This window comes from Bacillus salacetis (assembly GCF_003581585.1).
Taxonomy (GTDB): domain Bacteria; phylum Bacillota; class Bacilli; order Bacillales; family Bacillaceae_B; genus Rossellomorea; species Rossellomorea salacetis.
The window spans coordinates 109,653-124,660 of sequence record NZ_QXIR01000010.1; the positions used below are offsets into that span (position 1 = coordinate 109,653).

Below are 15,008 nucleotides of genomic sequence, written 5' to 3' on the forward strand. Positions count from 1 at the left end.
GAACATTATGGGGGTCATTTCTATGAGAAAAAAGTATTTTAAATCCGTCATCCTTGCTTTAGCCTTTGCTTCAGTCAGTGTTTCAAGTGCCGGCGCAGCTGGTTTTCACCTTATCCAAAAGGGAGATACCCTTTGGGGGCTTTCACAAAGATACGGAATGACGGTAGATGAACTGAAGGAACGCAACGGCCTGTCGTCCAATCTTATTTTAGCCGGCGGTCAGCTTGAGGTGAAGAACATAATCACTGTGAAAAAAGGCGACACTTTATGGAGCCTGGCCAAAAAACATGACAGTACAGTCGGACAACTGAAACATGTGAATAACCTCAAAACTGATAAAATTTATACCGGCCAGAAACTCGAAATACCTAATGTCGTACTTGTACAGGCAGGGGATACTCTCTGGAGCATCAGCCGTAAGTATGGAATGACAGTGGATGAGCTGAAGAAGAGAAACGGCTTGACGAGTAATCTGATACTGGCCGGACAAGTGTTGAAGGTGAATAAAGTTCAAAACGTTGAGACTTCTTATGATGCGGAAAAAGTGAGGCTGGTGCTGACACCATCAAAAGGATATATTTTCACGGCAGAAGAACCAAGAAGATTCATCCTTCAGAACACTAAAGATGCAGGTTACTTTGCAAGAGTTGAAGTGCTGGACTGGAAGGGTGATATCAATACAGTGAAAAAGAATTCAGTGGAACAGTTAAAGTCTCTTGGCAAGGTGTCGGAACTCTCAACAAAGAATTCCCTTCCGTTCTATAAAAACGCGCATTTCTTCCTTCACGCTCACGATGCTAAGCACCAAAGAAACCTTGTCGTTAAAGAGGTTGATGGCAAGCTGCTGAGGTTCACGATTTATTATCCGAACCGGGAAGAAGCAGAGGGGATTGTCCCTGGAGTGGTGGAAATGCTTAATAAGACACAGGTGAAATAGGCGAGAGGCCCCGCTGCGGTTGCAGCGGGGATTTTTTGAGTCAGGGGGATTGTAACGCAGCTTTAAGGCGTAACCATCCCGTTATAGTATAAGGTTTATTTTAGAATGGGGGATTTCTCGTTTAATCATCAGGTGATAACTTGGATTTTCGTTTTTCGTTTAATCACCATGCTATACACTTGTTTTCCTTTTATAACCGGGTGTTTATTGCTTAATCACTATGCTATAGCCTCAATCTTTTTTTATATCCCTGTGTTTCCAGTCTAACCCCCTATTATTACCTTAATTCAATTACAGAATGCGGCGTTTCCTCTCAAGCACCCTAAGACCTGCAAACCAGCTTCTCCACTAAAAAGGGAAAACATAATTCCCCCTTAATTGCAGATACTAACCTAAAGGAGGCAGGGACATGGATGCTGTTGAACTTATATTAAGGGTGATAATTGCCTTTGCTGCCTTGTTCATAGTAGCAAGAATTTCCGGTCGAAAAGAAATCAGCCAGATGACGTTTTTCAACTTTGTTTCTGCTATTACAATGGGGACGATAGGCGGATCAATTATCACTTCAGCAAATTTTAGTATCCGTAACGGACTGCTTGCCTTAAGCGGATGGCTTGTGTTGACTTTGATATTTGGTTACTTGGATATTAAATCGAAAAGTGCAAGAAAACTTCTTGAAGGGGAACCGATCATTGTCATTAAACAAGGTAAAATCATGGAGAAGGCACTTGGCAGGACGAGGTTGGATATCGATGCATTGATGGTCCATCTCAGGGAGAAAAATGTGTTTTCGATTAAAGATGTGGAATATGCAATATTTGAAACCGATGGAAAAATGTCAGTTATGAAAAAACAGGCTCAGCAACCCGTGACAAAAAGGGACATGAATATCATTTCGTCAATACAGAGTTATCCTTATTCCACTGAAGTGATTGCTGATGGAAAGATCATCTATAATAACCTTGATAAATTGAATTTACATGAGGAATGGCTGCAAGGTCAGTTAAAAAAGAATGGGGTAGAATCGGTTTCAGATGTTTTCTACGCAGAAGTTCAGAAAGATGGTTCGCTTTATATCGACAGCCGCAACGATCATATGACTCATTAATAGGAACGATCTTCACCTTCTGTTCGGAAGGTGCTTTTTTGCGCCTATGCATCCAGAGGTAAAGAGCATGTATAACAGGTTCAATCAACATTACATATTTTTAGGAAATACCAGAAAGCCATTAATTGTCAGGCAAATGACGGGCGCGATTTCTTTTTTTGTTTTATACTAGGTAAATGACAAAATGCTATTCTAGAAAAATTTTGATTTGGAGTTTTGCAACATGAGTTTTATTTTAATCGTTTTACCGGTATTTCTGATACTTACTGTCGGTTTTATCGGACAAAGAGTCCTTGATCTCGATATTAAATCTATATCCACTGCAGCACTTTATCTGATGCTCCCGTTCCTGGCCTTTCAGACCTTTTATGAAAATGAACTGAATTTGAATTATTTATATATTGTTCTATTTTGTGTTTCGCTTCTATTTGGATTGATAGTGGTTTCTTTCCTTGCCGGTAAGATGACCAACCGCCCTCAAACGAAAACCCCGGCATTTATACTTGCAGGGGCATTCATGAACAGCGGGAATTACGGTGTTCCGGTCATTTTGTTCGCCTTTGGAGAGACTGGTTTTCAATATGCCGTTATCATGATGGTCATTCAATCACTGCTGATGAACACCGTTGGTTTATACTTTGCAGCAAAAGGCAGTAAGAAAGGAGCAACACTGAAGGACTCACTGATCACCATTTTGAAAATGCCTGTTTTGTATGGTTCTATTGCAGGCCTGCTTATGCAGATTGGTTCTGTGAGTGTTCCTGATTTTCTATATAACGGGATGACCTTGATTGCTTCCGCGACAATTCCGACGATAATGCTCGTCCTGGGTATGCAGCTGGCAAATATCTCGAAAAAGGATGTACAGTTGAAAGAACTTTCAGCTGTACTTGTCATAAGGCTGGTAGCATCTCCAATCATCGCCTATGCAATAACGGTCCTTCTGTCGCTGGACAGCCTGCTTTCAAGTGTTTTGATCGTGCTTGCTGCTATGCCGACTGCTGCAAATACGACAATGTTTGCCGTTCAATTTGACACGGAGCCGGACCTTGTTTCATTCAGTACACTCGTTACCACCTCCATCAGCATTATTTCTGTTCCATTAATGATCATGCTGATGTCCTAGTATCGGAGCTTCCGTTTTTGGAAGCTTTTTTTATAAGTTTTTCTTATAATAAAGTATTAATTAAATAACATTTACTTATGTAATTCCCCGTTATATAGTAAGTTATGGAAATAACAAAAGAGTGATGGGGAAGAAGGGGAACGAGTTGAACACAATAAAAAGATATATCGGCCAGTTTCATCCGATTGTATGGGTTCTGCTGACAGGAACGATTCTATCCAGGGGAGCCATGTTCATGACCATGCCATTTCTGGCGATTTATTTATCAAGAACAATCGATATGCACCCTCTGCTCATAGGTCTTACTGTAGGGATCAGTCCTCTTGTGGCAACAGCAGGAGGGTTCGTTGGCGGGCATTTATCTGACAGGTATGGCCGCAAACCGATTTTAACGATATCTTTGTTTACAATATCGCTGGTGTTTTTCGGATTCAGTCTGGCCACCCATCCGGTATGGTTTATCGTATTGAACGCATTAAATGGATTATCCAATTCATTTTTTGAACCTACCTCACAGGCCTTGATAGCTGATCTTACCGAGAAGAAGAAGAGGATGAAGGCTTATTCGCTACGCTACACAGCTATCAATATAGGTGCAGCAGTTGGACCATTGCTGGGAGCCTATCTTGCGAATATTTCCGCCGAGTCCACCTTTATCATTACAGGTATCATTTACTTTGCCTATGCTCTGGCATTAACGGCTTTATTGGGGAGGTTCCAGCTTGGTGCTGCCGCTTCCGATAAGTTGAAGGTTACATTCCTGGATGCCTTGAACATCGTAAAGAAAGATTCAGCCCTGCGTTATCTAATTTTTGGGATCATCTTAATTAATATTGGATACTCCCAATTGCAGTCAACCCTGCCCATGCATTTGGAAGAATCCTTGGAGAACGGGGTCTATATCTTTTCGATTCTTTTATCTGTCAACGCAACCATGGTTGTTTTTCTGCAGATGCCGGTCAGCGCTATTGCTGAAAGATTCAGGCCAATGCATGTGATGGTATTTGGATCTCTGTTGATGATGACGGGATTGGCGGGTTTCGGTTTTACTGCCGGATGGTTCCTGTCCTTATTGTCTGTGGCGCTGTTGACAATGGGGGAAATACTGATTTTTCCTGCAAACTCCGTATTGATCGACAGGCTGGCTCCTGAACGGCTGCGCGGAATTTACTTCGGGGCTGGACAGTTCAGGAAAGTGGGGAATTTTGCAGGTCCAGTACTGGGAGGCTTCCTGTTCAGTGAAGCGGGCGGCTCTGTAATGCTTTGGACAGTGTCCATCATTGCGCTTGCCAGCATCATCTTTTTCTCTTTGGGGAACAGGTCTTTCATTAAAGTGGAGGCTGATGTTGCAAAGACTGGTTGACAGGGAGGGATTTTAACGAGTTAACGCACTAAAAGGGACTGTCCCTCTTAGTGCGTTAACTCGTTAAAGCAATACTTTATTTTAGCTGCCACTTTACCGCGGTGACTAAGGTACCTTCGCCTGGGGTGCTTTCTATTGTGAACTCATCCATCATGGTCTGGACTCCTGGCAGGCCAGCACCAAGCGTACCGATCGATGAGTATCCTTTTTTCATCGCCAGTTTAGTATTCTCTATTCCAGGACCATCATCTTTGGCTGTGATCCTGATCCCGGTCTTAATTGGTTCACTTAGAATTTCCATTTCGATGACACCATTTTCGGCGTAGCGATAAATGTTTCTTGCCAGTTCAGAAACGGAAGTAATGCTCCTTGCCAGATTCAGTGAAGAAAATTTCATATTTTCTCCCAGTTTTCTAACTGTTTTCCTGGCAAAAATGATATCTTCTTCTTTATTTATATGAACTACAACTTTTTTATCCATAAAAATCTCCCTATTATTCTAACTTTCAAATCAACTTACTCTCAAGATTATCAGCGTATCTCCCTTTGAATTCCTTTTCCATTTCCCTTATTAATAACGGATTATAGTATAGAGCCTAAAAAAGGCATAAGCCAAAACAACAAGGAAAATTCCTTATTATCTTGGCTTATGCCTAGTTCTGCTGCCTAGTCCATTACGGCCACTAATATTTAAGATCGGAAGATATAATAACAGAATGACTTTTCAGTGCGGGGCAGATTCTCCCGCCTTGACTCCAAAGCATTTCTTCTTAAAGATTCCTTTTTGAGATTTCGGCTTCGTATCCGTTATCCCTTGTGGAATCTTAATTATTTCCATTATATCGTAAATACCGCTGTTACTCTACCATAATCTTAAAAAGATTCCTTTTTTAGAAAGAAGTTTTTTCGACCCATCAATTGGGAATTAATAAAAACAAAAGATTAACCTTGTTTTCATCAAAGCAATAAAGTGATACTATAAAAAGAGGGCAAGAAGAATTTAATGCTTCTGCCTCTAAAAAGGAAGAATTAAAATATGGAATTGAAATTACAACAGACTAAGCTGGCAAGTAATATTGGAAAACTCCTTCGGGAAAAATTCGGAAAAGGACCGGAAGCAGTATATGCGACTATTTCCGAACCCTATGTGCTTGTTTATGTTAAGGGATTCCTTTCACCCATGGAACAGGTTTTGCTGGAGCAGGGTGAAGAGTTGACTGTAAAAACCACCCGTGAGCAAATGATGAAATCCATTGATCCTGAACTGAGGGGACAAATTAAAGCGATCACCGAACTTGAGATTCAACATTTATATTATGATTGGAATCTTGACCATTACTCTGGGATTTTCGTTGCTGTAGGACCCGATATGGTCACTTCACAGCAAGACTCCCGTGCTCAGTACCATGGAAGAGATGCAGTTCATGACGAGATCATTTCCATCAGCAGCAAGGCTGAAAAAGCACCCACCAATACATTTTCTTATTTATTGAGCCCCCGGTCCTTGATAGTAGTCCGGGAAGGAATCCTGGTTCCTATCGAGAAGCAATTGGTTTCACTTGGTTTTGACGAAAAGTTAAGGGTGGCTAAGAGGCAGCTTGAAGGGGAGATGCTCATCAACAACACACATTTTGAATCAGTGTTGAATGCAGAGGTTCAGGATGTTTTTGTAGACTGGGATTTTGAGCTTGATAACAGCGTCATTTCATTGATATTGAAACCGACTAAATAAAATGGCAGTAATGAACCGGACCATTTTGCCGGACATAAGCCGAAAAGAGCAGGGATCCCTGCTCTTTTCGGCTTATATTTTTTTCTCAAAGGCTTCCGGACACCACCGAGCGAAAGGATTTTTCTCATGACAAATTTCTTGGAACAAACTTTGTTTCAACTCGAATTACAGCGGCTTCAAAGTGATTTGGCGAGATGTGAAAATACAGAATTACAAAAAGAAATCAAGGCAGATATTGATCTTCTTTCGTCCGTTATTCCGAAATATAGGGAGCACAAAAGGGAAAAAGAAGAAGTTTAAAGACAAGAGAAAGGGTCGTTCACCAAAGATGAAACAACGTTTTCTTATAACGCTCTTCATTATTAAAGAATTAAGAAGGCATATCCTGTACAGCTGTAAAACGGGAATATGCTTTTTTTAATTAACGCATTAACGCGCAGAGGGACTGTCCCCCGGCGCGTTAATGCGTTAAAGGATTATTTCAGCTTGTTTTTAATATCCTGCTGGGTTATTTCGCTCCGGATTGTCGCATCCTTTGCAAATTCTTCATTGAATTCTTTGTTTCGCGGGTACTTATTCTTACGTTCACGATTATCATTCTTATTGGTCATTGCAGTCCGCCTCCTTTCACTGTTATCCTTTTCAATAGTTGATTTGATTATGTACTATGGAAGAGGGTATTATCGAAAGTACACACTGACACTATAACGACTGGAAATGAGGGTGCGGATTGAATATCTTTTTAACGGGAGCCACTGGATTTGTCGGAAAGAAACTAGCAAAAGAATTACTGTCTGAGGGCCATACTTTATACATACTATGCAGAAATACCGAGAAAGCTGAAGCCTTCAGTGCGGAAATGCCGGCATCATATAAAGAAAAAATCGTTTGTTTACAGGGAAATTTACTGAACGATACCCTTGGATTCTCAGAGGAAGAAATAAATAACCTTTCAGGGGTTATCGATGCCATTTATCATATGGCTGCTTATCTGTCATTTGACCCTTCACAAAGGGAGGATACATTCGCCATAAACCTCGATGGAACAAGGCATACGCTGGAATTAGCCGAAAGAATCCGCTGCCAAAAATTCCTTTATGTGAGTACAGCCTATACTATCGGCATGGAAACGAAAGGGCAGGAGGACTTGTACAGCCTGGACAGGGACTTTGTTAACCCTTATGAGGAATCGAAAGCACATGCCGAACACCTGGTCTATTCATATAAAGAAAAAATGGATATCTGTATATTAAGGCCTTCCATCATTATAGGGGATTCAACCACAGGAGAAGCCGAAACAACTTTTGGGGTATACGGTTTAATGAAAGCTGCTGCACTGCTTAAACGAAAGGTCCGGAAAGAGAAGGAGGGTAACCGTACAATTTATCATTTTTTAGGTGAAGCTGACCTGAAAATGAACCTTGTACCCGTCGATTACGTGACAAAAGTTTTGAAATCCGCTTTATACACTAAAGGAAGTGGAAAAATTTATAACATAACAGACCCTGATCCGCTCAGCCAGAAAGAAATTTTCCAGGCTATAAAAGAAGTGCTGGACTTTCCGAATATGGAATTGATTCCTTTTTCTAAAGCTGACACATTGAAGCCGATTGAAGAAACATTCAATCAGCCCATGTCAATTTTCGAAAATTATTTCAGAAGGGAAATCCAGTTTCCTTCTGAAAACACCCGCGAATTATTAAAAGAGGCAGGGATTCAGCCATTGCAATTGCATTATAACAAATTGAAATTCATACTCAGCGGAAATAGAAAGTGAACTTTAGCGCTTTAAAGCGCCGGGGGACAGTCCCCGGCTGCTTTAAAGTGCTAAAGCAAACAAGGGAGGGATACGATGCAGCCGTTGCCTGATCATTTAAGGAAAGACCTGGATATTGTATTTATCGGATTCAATCCCAGTTTGAAGTCGGGAGAGGTCGGCCATAACTATGCCAATCGCAGTAATCGCTTTTGGAAAATCCTTCACTTATCCGGACTGACACCAAGGCAGTATGCACCTTCCGAAGACTCCACCCTGCTGGAACTTGGATACGGCCTGACAAATATTGTTGAGCGTCCGACAAAAGAAGCCGCAGACATTACCAAGGAGGAGTATAAAGAGGGAAGGGAAATCCTGAAAAGCAAGCTGAAAACCTACACTCCGAAAATAGCCTGTTATGTAGGAAAGGGCGTGTATCAACAATTTTCCCAGAAGAAGAAACTGGATTGGGGAAAGCAGGAAGAGTCAATGGTTGAAGGTGTCATTGATTTCGTTGCGCCATCTTCAAGCGGATTGGTGAGGATGAAAACCGATGAGATTGTCAATATCTATAAAGAACTTACACTCTTAATAGAAAAACAGCTATAACCTCAGATTTATAGGCGCTTTAGTTACAGCTGTACTTTTTGTTTAGTCTCAATGAAAAGAGATTTGCTTTCCTTTTAAATGAGAACCATGGAATCCAGAAAGAAATCTCGTGATTATTAAAGTAAAATAAGTACTTTGATGTTTTTTATCATTGCTGCAATCTACTGTGCATTTCAAAAGCCCCCACTAATCTTAATAACCTTGATAAAAAAGCTGCTCTTCCTTAGTGGAATTGTATGTTTATTCCCAGGTTAAGTCCAGGTATAGGGAATCTCCTGCAAGCAACAATTTATAGGAATAGCCTTAACTGAAAATATTGCAGGAGACAAGTTCATGAAAAGGCCATAATGCCGAATTATATAAAAATATCCTTTTCAAATGTAATGTTTTCCAAGTATAGTATGTATATGAAAACATATCATTTTCAAATAACATGCTTGTACATAGCAGCTGTCCGGTAAAAGAAATTCCGCCATTAGGATTCATCACAGCAGCAATTAACAAGCTACATTATCCTACATACAGAATAGCAACTCATTCTATACGGAAAGGGAGCTTTTCATGCCTGATAATGAAATTGTGCAATACTTTGTCGTGAATAAAGAATTGAATATGTCTCCGGGTAAAATCGGTGCACAGACTGCCCATGCTGCCACTATAAGTACAATTGATATCCTCTCCGATAGATCTGCTTTTCCCGGGTACAGGGAGGCGTTTTTTCAATGGTTTCAAAAAGGAATGACAAAAATTGTTCTGAGAGGAAGGCAGAAAGACCTTGAAAAGCTGGCAGAGCAAGGGTACTACAGCATCCGGGACAGCGGCAGGACAGAAATTGAATCCGGCTCGCTGACCGTCGTCGCACTTCCTCCCATGCCGAAAACCGAGGCGAAAGAGAAAGTCGGTCACTTATCTTTGTTTAAGTAGGGAAGGGAAAGGAAAATCAGAAGCGTGCTGAATATTAAAGGGGGAATTATAATGTTTGCAAAACTCGATACTGTTTTAATCAATGTGAAAAACCTGGAGGATGCCAGACAATGGTATGGTGAAGTACTGGAGTTGGAAGAAACTTATGATGGTGTAAATCATATCGTCTTTAAAGTAGGACAGGGGGAGACCCCTATCACGATTATTGAAGGGGAAACCTGCCGGCCATCCGTTAAGCCAATTCTTTTCTCCGACGCGATAGAAGAAACACAATTGAAACTGAAGGGAAAGGGAGTTGAAGCAGGGACCATTGAAAATGATGGAAATGTGACCTTCTTTACCTTTGAAGATCCTGATGGGAATCAATTTGAAGTCTGCCACTTTTAACAAAAACCGGCCACAATAAAGACTGCTGTTCTCAAATATTTGTAGATTTTGAAAAAATCCAAAGAGCAGGATTTCCCACTTTTTTCAAGGAATTATACTCTCGAATAACAAAAAAATCTTTTCTTTCCTGCCTGCCTTTTTTTGTTATATATCCTGTAATCTGGGATTCATATTAAACATCAAAAAAGGTTATAAAATGAGCACAAAACAAAACAGAGCAGGAAGTGACCCCACTCTGATTATTAATCACCAGAACGATCTCATGCCGGGTCCCATGCTGAATGGTCCGCCTGGCATGCCGTATCCCTGGGTTGGGCTGCCTCCACCGAATGACTGTCCCGGATTAAAAAAACCGCCCGCTCCGGCCTGTTGGGAACCATAAGGATAACCTTGATTATATCCTGGATTGCCGGTACCTGGCATGAATTGGGGGGAAGAAGCCGGCTCTGGAAAGTATCCAGGTTGCTGCCCGTATGGAGAAGCGGAAAAATGGAAATAATGATTTCCTGCTCCGCCGCTTCCCATCTGGCCGGTATTCATGCCGTGCTGGTAAGGATTCATGGAACCCATATCAGACATTTGCCAAGGATTGACCCCCGCCGGTATATCTTGGACGGCAGTGCCGCCCATACCAGGCTGCATTCCATACATACTGTAAGAATTCTGCCCTTGCTGCATATCTGAAGGCTGCATATCCTGCTGCATCCCATACATACTATAAGGGTTTTGATCAGGCTGCATTCCATATAGATCAGCCGGGTTCATATCCTGTCCCATGCCATGCGTACCATAAGTGCTTGGTCCCTGCTGCATTCCATACATTTCGGTTGGATTCATCGGCATCAGTTCATCTTCATCTATACCGGACATCTGTAAAGGATTCAATCCTGTCATTCTATAAGGATTCATATGATCCTGGTCAAAGTCTGCCACCGGATTATAAGTAGGATGGGAATGCTGCATTCGCTCAGACATTGTGCCATACATTGAATATGGATAAAAATTGTTCACGATATTAACCTGCCTTTCAACCTTATGCAATTTGAACTTCCTTTCCATCCTATTGAACGAAGAAAAACATGTGCCTATCCACCAGTATAATGAGTGTTTTGTCAACGAAAGGAGCCGGCAATGAACGGGAAATATGCTTTATCCAGCCTGAGTCTATTTATGATCATTTGGATTTTCGTGCTTTTGTTTCCATTAAACAGCAATGCCTGTCTTTGCGATGCAAGAAGTCCGAAATCCAGCTTAACTGAAACGGAATCCTTTGAATTAGCAGCTGCTAATCAAGTAAATGAAGAGGAAGGCAAAAAACAGCCTGCTTTAGAAAAATTCCTAATCTATTTCATCATTTTCACTCCGGTTGTATTGGTTACGCTGGTGGTCGGGATATTGGTGCAAATAATAAAATTGACAAAAAACAAAGAATGAAGCCTGAATAACAGGCCTCATTCTTTGTTTTTTAGAAAGCAGCTCCAATAATGACAAGCAGAATAAACAAAACAAGAATTAATGCAAAACCTCCGCCATAACCAGCTCCTGAACCGTAACCCATTTATATCACCTCCGCGTTTCTTAAATTTTTCTATTGAAATTTCATTTTGAAAGAGCTCTTTCTCTATTACTATATTCATAATGCTGATTCTTGAAATGGACAAGCATCTTAGTGCAAGCGTTGGTTTTTTGAGAGTGCTGCTGTCGCAAGAATTTCTGCTCTGCGGAACTTCAGTAAGGATATGAGAAGAATTTTATATCGATTTTTTTGAAATCTGCCTTACAATCCCAAAGTATACGAGTAAAGCCTGTAGTAAGAGTAGATAGTTAACCATAATTATACTATCTCTGTCATCCGCCTGCTCAACCTCCATGGACAAGGCATAAGATAAATAGAACATGAAGAAAGGAGTGATTTGAATGGAATCAGAGTCACAAACTCCCTTTGAGCTAAGGTTATATAGAGTGCAGGATCAATTGAAAGCGCATGAAACGATGATTTATTCAATGCAGACGGTGATCGAACGTCAGCAGAAAATGATAGAAAGGTTGACTGCCGGAAATATTTCTGCACCAAAACCTTCAATACTTGAAAATTTTGATATGGAAAAACTGGCAAAAATCGCATTGTTTGCCTTTTCGCTTAACAACGAAGAAACAGAGTCAGAAGGGGAAGAGGACAATTAAAAAAAGAGGCTCTTTTCGTAAACTTTGTTGCTATTCAATACAAAATTTAAATTAATATCCTGGTAAATTGCTGTAAAAACCCCGGTGAGCAGGAATTAAGAGAGTTGCTCGTTCTTTCGAGAGTAAAACCTATGAATACAGGGGGAAAATCCGGCACCTGGGATTATTCCTGAAGTAACAATATCTGCGGAAGTAGCCTAAAATAAAGAGGCTGAAGTCCATTCAGCCTCTTTTTGGTTCATTATTTTTTGTTTTCAGGGATTTCCGTTGCACCAAAATCGCGGGCAAGCTTATCCAGGTTCGTTCTGAGTTCGTCATCAGCGAGCGGAAGGCCATGCCCCATCACCGCGACAAGGGGTTTTAATTGGGACAATGTCTTCACAGAATTCCATGCTTCCTGCCAATCTGTTGTGAAGTATTGGGGAGGGCCGTGGATTTCCTGCTTTTGCGTGAGAACATCATAGAGCTTCTCCTGTTCAACATTAATGAAGGCATCTCCTGCTATCAACGCCTGGTCACTATCCCTGAACAAAGATATATGCCCCGGAGTATGGCCAGGTGTATGGATATACTTCCAGCCCGGAAGGACAGGAATCGTACCATCTTCAGGGAGGATGTGTAAATGTGTGGTTATATCAATACTGTGGCGCGGGAACATGGAAGACAATTTGGTCACCAGACCTGAATCTGCATCCGTATTGGGAGGCGGATAACTGCTCTCACCTGTGAGGAACGGCTTTTCTGCAAAATGTGCATAAACCGGAACATTCCACTTTTTGATGAGCCCTTCCAAAGCTCCTACATGATCAAAGTGACCGTGCGTCAAGACAATCGCTTTACATACGGCATTTTCTCCGAAGCGTTCTTTAGCTGCCTTGATGATCTTCTCCTCAGATTCAGGCATGCCTGCATCGACCAAAACAAATTCACTGCTTACACTGGGGTTTCCCACAAAAGCAATATTTACTATCTGCACTGTGTGACAATAGAGATCAGGAAGCACTTGAATTCCGCTTCCATCAGCCACAGATGTCATAGGCATTTTCTTCAAAAACATCCAGCCTCCTTCGTAGTATAAGACCTAGTATCTGTAAACTTAAAAATGATTATGTCTTGTTTCAATCACGTATATACCCTTAAGCGAAAAAGAATAACTTGAACTTCTTTAGAAAGGCTCTTTTCGTGACCTTAAAGCTTTTCAATATAAGTATCAAATAATATCCTGGTAAGTCGCCGTAAAATGCCCGGTGAGCAGGGAAGAAGAGATCGCTCGTTCTTTGAAAGTGATATCTTTGAATACAGGGGAATAATCCGGCACCTGGGTTTTTTCCAAAACCAACAATATATGCGAAAACAACTTTCTGAAAAAGTACTGATATTTCCATCAAAAAATTGGTATGATAAAATACAAACAGCTATTACTTTATGATCAGGAGGAAGTTCACATGGACAATAAACCCCTGCACTATGATGGCTCTATTAACTCAGAGAATGGAATGGAAGAAGCTGGGCAACCGGAAGAAACCTTCATACTGACGCCGGAAGCAAGGAAGAATATCTCGGGTAATCCTTTCGGGGTAAAAGGCGAGGATTGATGAAGTTCATTTTGAAGCTGATTTTTTTCAGCTTCTTTTTTATAAATAAAACACACGCACTTTAGGGTCCTTCGTCATATTTTCACCATTTTTGGTTATTGTCTGTATAGAACGGGTAAAGAAGATGTTGTATGTTCATAGATTTCCAAGTTGAATAAAAGCGTACATACTAACAGAAACTAAACTGTCAATTTACTCAGAAGGGACGATCAGCATTATGGCAAAGGTTTTGTATATTACTGCACATCCGCACGATGATACCTAATCATACAGTATGGCAGCAGGAAAAGCATTCATTGAAACATATAAAGAGAGCAATCCATCCGATGAGGTCATACATGTTGATCTATATAAGGAACACATCCCGCAAATCGATGTAGATGTATTTGCAGGCTGGGGAAAGCTTCAAAAGGGGTCCGGCTTTGAAGAACTTTCAGAGGAGGAAAAAGCAAAAGTAGGAAGACTCTCCGAACTGAGCGAACAATTCGTTTCAGCCGATAAGTATGTTTTCGTGACGCCGCTCTGGAATTTCTCCTTCCCTCCTGTGATGAAGGCTTATATCGATTCAGTTGCAGTGGCAGGGAAAGCCTTCAAGTATACTGCTGAAGGTCCGATTGGATTACTTACCGGCAAAAAAGCCCTTCATATCCAAGCCCGCGGAGGAATCTACTCCGAAGGTCCGGCTGCTCAAATGGAAATGGGGCACCGTTACCTTGACATCATCATGCAGTTCTTCGGAGTTCCATCCTTTGAAGGCTTGTTCATAGAAGGACATAATGCTATGCCTGAAAAAGCGCAGGAAATCAAAGAAAACGGAATTGCACGTGCAAAGGATATGGCTCAAACCTTTTAGAACACGCCCAGCAGATTTTCGATCTGCTGGGATTTTTTGTGGAAGGATCCTTTTACAGAGTCCAAATCATATTCTGGTAATTCACAGCCTAAACCCGGTAAGCCAGAAAGAATAGGCTGGAGTTAAACCTGGAAAAAAGAGGGCAGCCCTGTCCTTTGGATTTTTCTTAAGAAACAATACATTCGAGATAAGGAATGAGCAGGGGAGGGGGAGGACGGATTTGGACTGCATTTCTCGGTGTCTGGATTTTTGTCTTGGAGCGGAATCGGGATTCGGATTTTTTTGTCATTTTTGTCTGATTTCTGTCCGAATTCGACCGGGATTCGGACTCTTTTTTGGTTTTTGTCTGATTTCTGTCCGAATTCGCCCGGGATTCGGACTCTTTTTTGCTTTTTGTCTGATTTCTGTCCGAATTCGCCTGGGATTCGGACTCT

At 41.3% G+C, this 15,008-nt stretch carries 21 protein-coding genes; 14 read left to right on the forward strand and 7 right to left on the reverse strand.

From position 1 onward, the window contains the following. Positions 1 to 22 precede the first annotated feature (22 nt). The 4 genes from D3H55_RS09495 to D3H55_RS09510 all read left to right on the forward strand — a co-directional run bounded on the left by D3H55_RS09495 (position 23) and on the right by D3H55_RS09510 (position 4,534). On the forward strand, positions 23 to 937 hold the full coding sequence (locus tag D3H55_RS09495; protein WP_168413020.1) for a LysM peptidoglycan-binding domain-containing protein: 915 nt from the start codon (positions 23 to 25) through the stop codon (positions 935 to 937). Between the two features lie 409 nt (positions 938 to 1,346). Then, positions 1,347 to 2,045, forward strand: a complete 699-nt coding sequence (locus D3H55_RS09500) for a YetF domain-containing protein (protein WP_119546671.1) — start codon at positions 1,347 to 1,349, stop codon at positions 2,043 to 2,045. Positions 2,046 to 2,268: 223 nt separating this feature from the next. Further along, complete coding sequence (locus D3H55_RS09505; RefSeq protein WP_119546672.1) at positions 2,269 to 3,171, forward strand: AEC family transporter; 903 nt, start codon at positions 2,269 to 2,271, stop codon at positions 3,169 to 3,171. A gap of 145 nt (positions 3,172 to 3,316) precedes the next feature. Further along, positions 3,317 to 4,534, forward strand: coding sequence for an MDR family MFS transporter (locus D3H55_RS09510; protein ID WP_168413021.1), 1,218 nt, complete (start codon positions 3,317 to 3,319; stop codon positions 4,532 to 4,534). 76 nt (positions 4,535 to 4,610) lie between these two features. Here D3H55_RS09510 and D3H55_RS09515 read toward each other — a convergent pair whose 3' ends face one another. Further along, complete coding sequence (locus tag D3H55_RS09515) at positions 4,611 to 5,015, reverse strand: anti-sigma regulatory factor (RefSeq protein ID WP_119546674.1); 405 nt, start codon at positions 5,013 to 5,015, stop codon at positions 4,611 to 4,613. Positions 5,016 to 5,570: 555 nt separating this feature from the next. On the opposite strand from D3H55_RS09515, the gene D3H55_RS09520 reads away from it, so the two are divergent. Both D3H55_RS09520 and D3H55_RS24170 read left to right on the forward strand, forming a co-directional pair. Further along, on the forward strand, positions 5,571 to 6,266 hold the full coding sequence (locus D3H55_RS09520; protein ID WP_119546675.1) for a Na-translocating system protein MpsC family protein: 696 nt from the start codon (positions 5,571 to 5,573) through the stop codon (positions 6,264 to 6,266). Positions 6,267 to 6,392: 126 nt separating this feature from the next. Then, entirely contained in the window at positions 6,393 to 6,566 is a 174-nt protein-coding gene (locus D3H55_RS24170; protein ID WP_168413022.1) for a hypothetical protein, read from the forward strand. A gap of 176 nt (positions 6,567 to 6,742) precedes the next feature. Here D3H55_RS24170 and D3H55_RS25225 read toward each other — a convergent pair whose 3' ends face one another. Further along, positions 6,743 to 6,877 carry a hypothetical protein gene (locus D3H55_RS25225; protein WP_276310223.1) on the reverse strand — a complete coding sequence of 45 codons (135 nt, stop codon included), beginning with the start codon at positions 6,875 to 6,877 and terminating at the stop codon, positions 6,743 to 6,745. Positions 6,878 to 6,996: 119 nt separating this feature from the next. On the opposite strand from D3H55_RS25225, the gene D3H55_RS09525 reads away from it, so the two are divergent. From D3H55_RS09525 to D3H55_RS09545, 4 genes are all read left to right on the forward strand, one after another. Next, on the forward strand, positions 6,997 to 8,043 hold the full coding sequence (locus D3H55_RS09525) for an SDR family oxidoreductase (RefSeq protein ID WP_119546676.1): 1,047 nt from the start codon (positions 6,997 to 6,999) through the stop codon (positions 8,041 to 8,043). Positions 8,044 to 8,118: 75 nt separating this feature from the next. Beyond that, the gene (locus D3H55_RS09530; RefSeq protein ID WP_119546677.1) at positions 8,119 to 8,631 is read left to right on the forward strand and encodes a mismatch-specific DNA-glycosylase; all 513 of its coding nucleotides are present in this window, start codon (positions 8,119 to 8,121) and stop codon (positions 8,629 to 8,631) included. Between the two features lie 561 nt (positions 8,632 to 9,192). After that, positions 9,193 to 9,555, forward strand: a complete 363-nt coding sequence (locus tag D3H55_RS09540; protein WP_119546679.1) for an aminoacyl-tRNA hydrolase — start codon at positions 9,193 to 9,195, stop codon at positions 9,553 to 9,555. Between the two features lie 51 nt (positions 9,556 to 9,606). Next, positions 9,607 to 9,942, forward strand: a complete 336-nt coding sequence (locus D3H55_RS09545) for a VOC family protein (protein ID WP_119546680.1) — start codon at positions 9,607 to 9,609, stop codon at positions 9,940 to 9,942. 246 nt (positions 9,943 to 10,188) lie between these two features. Here the strand turns inward: D3H55_RS09545 and D3H55_RS09550 are convergent, their stop codons facing one another. Beyond that, positions 10,189 to 10,917, reverse strand: coding sequence for a hypothetical protein (locus D3H55_RS09550; protein ID WP_168413023.1), 729 nt, complete (start codon positions 10,915 to 10,917; stop codon positions 10,189 to 10,191). Positions 10,918 to 11,073: 156 nt separating this feature from the next. On the opposite strand from D3H55_RS09550, the gene D3H55_RS09555 reads away from it, so the two are divergent. After that, positions 11,074 to 11,376 carry a hypothetical protein gene (locus D3H55_RS09555; protein ID WP_119546682.1) on the forward strand — a complete coding sequence of 101 codons (303 nt, stop codon included), beginning with the start codon at positions 11,074 to 11,076 and terminating at the stop codon, positions 11,374 to 11,376. Positions 11,377 to 11,407: 31 nt separating this feature from the next. Here the strand turns inward: D3H55_RS09555 and D3H55_RS09560 are convergent, their stop codons facing one another. After that, positions 11,408 to 11,500, reverse strand: a complete 93-nt coding sequence (locus tag D3H55_RS09560) for a YjcZ family sporulation protein (protein WP_119546683.1) — start codon at positions 11,498 to 11,500, stop codon at positions 11,408 to 11,410. 359 nt (positions 11,501 to 11,859) lie between these two features. Here D3H55_RS09560 and D3H55_RS09565 point away from each other — a divergent pair, with 359 nt between their 5' ends. Beyond that, a complete protein-coding gene (locus D3H55_RS09565; protein WP_119546684.1) occupies positions 11,860 to 12,126 on the forward strand; it encodes a hypothetical protein in 267 nt (88 codons plus the stop codon). 241 nt (positions 12,127 to 12,367) lie between these two features. Here the strand turns inward: D3H55_RS09565 and D3H55_RS09570 are convergent, their stop codons facing one another. Both D3H55_RS09570 and D3H55_RS25230 read right to left on the reverse strand, forming a co-directional pair. After that, a complete protein-coding gene (locus tag D3H55_RS09570) occupies positions 12,368 to 13,168 on the reverse strand; it encodes an MBL fold metallo-hydrolase (protein WP_240628536.1) in 801 nt (266 codons plus the stop codon). A gap of 168 nt (positions 13,169 to 13,336) precedes the next feature. Further along, entirely contained in the window at positions 13,337 to 13,459 is a 123-nt protein-coding gene (locus tag D3H55_RS25230; RefSeq protein ID WP_276310224.1) for a hypothetical protein, read from the reverse strand. A 112-nt stretch (positions 13,460 to 13,571) separates the two neighbouring features. On the opposite strand from D3H55_RS25230, the gene D3H55_RS24175 reads away from it, so the two are divergent. After that, positions 13,572 to 13,721, forward strand: a complete 150-nt coding sequence (locus tag D3H55_RS24175) for a hypothetical protein (protein ID WP_168413024.1) — start codon at positions 13,572 to 13,574, stop codon at positions 13,719 to 13,721. A gap of 274 nt (positions 13,722 to 13,995) precedes the next feature. Next, positions 13,996 to 14,574, forward strand: coding sequence for an FMN-dependent NADH-azoreductase (locus tag D3H55_RS09575; RefSeq protein ID WP_119546686.1), 579 nt, complete (start codon positions 13,996 to 13,998; stop codon positions 14,572 to 14,574). A 166-nt stretch (positions 14,575 to 14,740) separates the two neighbouring features. Here D3H55_RS09575 and D3H55_RS24735 read toward each other — a convergent pair. Further along, positions 14,741 to 15,008, reverse strand: a 268-nt coding sequence (locus D3H55_RS24735) for a hypothetical protein (RefSeq protein ID WP_205685452.1), incomplete at its 5' end; no start/stop codon positions are given.

Excerpts from the sequence above, each read along its gene's own strand:
- D3H55_RS09495 (WP_168413020.1), top strand. The coding sequence starts at position 23 with ATGAGAAAAAAGTATTTTAAATCCGTCATCCTTGCTTTAGCCTTTGCT.
- D3H55_RS25225 (WP_276310223.1), bottom strand. The coding sequence starts at position 6,877 with ATGACCAATAAGAATGATAATCGTGAACGTAAGAATAAGTACCCGCGA.
- D3H55_RS09500 (WP_119546671.1), top strand. The coding sequence starts at position 1,347 with ATGGATGCTGTTGAACTTATATTAAGGGTGATAATTGCCTTTGCTGCC.
- D3H55_RS09515 (WP_119546674.1), bottom strand. The coding sequence starts at position 5,015 with ATGGATAAAAAAGTTGTAGTTCATATAAATAAAGAAGAAGATATCATT.
- D3H55_RS09505 (WP_119546672.1), top strand. The coding sequence starts at position 2,269 with ATGAGTTTTATTTTAATCGTTTTACCGGTATTTCTGATACTTACTGTC.
- D3H55_RS09575 (WP_119546686.1), top strand. The coding sequence starts at position 13,996 with ATGGCAGCAGGAAAAGCATTCATTGAAACATATAAAGAGAGCAATCCA.
- D3H55_RS09560 (WP_119546683.1), bottom strand. The coding sequence starts at position 11,500 with ATGGGTTACGGTTCAGGAGCTGGTTATGGCGGAGGTTTTGCATTAATT.
- D3H55_RS09565 (WP_119546684.1), top strand. The coding sequence starts at position 11,860 with ATGGAATCAGAGTCACAAACTCCCTTTGAGCTAAGGTTATATAGAGTG.
- D3H55_RS09530 (WP_119546677.1), top strand. The coding sequence starts at position 8,119 with ATGCAGCCGTTGCCTGATCATTTAAGGAAAGACCTGGATATTGTATTT.
- D3H55_RS09540 (WP_119546679.1), top strand. The coding sequence starts at position 9,193 with ATGCCTGATAATGAAATTGTGCAATACTTTGTCGTGAATAAAGAATTG.
- D3H55_RS09555 (WP_119546682.1), top strand. The coding sequence starts at position 11,074 with ATGAACGGGAAATATGCTTTATCCAGCCTGAGTCTATTTATGATCATT.
- D3H55_RS09550 (WP_168413023.1), bottom strand. The coding sequence starts at position 10,917 with ATGTCTGAGCGAATGCAGCATTCCCATCCTACTTATAATCCGGTGGCA.
- D3H55_RS09520 (WP_119546675.1), top strand. The coding sequence starts at position 5,571 with ATGGAATTGAAATTACAACAGACTAAGCTGGCAAGTAATATTGGAAAA.
- D3H55_RS09570 (WP_240628536.1), bottom strand. The coding sequence starts at position 13,168 with ATGCCTATGACATCTGTGGCTGATGGAAGCGGAATTCAAGTGCTTCCT.
- D3H55_RS09545 (WP_119546680.1), top strand. The coding sequence starts at position 9,607 with ATGTTTGCAAAACTCGATACTGTTTTAATCAATGTGAAAAACCTGGAG.
- D3H55_RS24175 (WP_168413024.1), top strand. The coding sequence starts at position 13,572 with ATGGACAATAAACCCCTGCACTATGATGGCTCTATTAACTCAGAGAAT.
- D3H55_RS24170 (WP_168413022.1), top strand. The coding sequence starts at position 6,393 with ATGACAAATTTCTTGGAACAAACTTTGTTTCAACTCGAATTACAGCGG.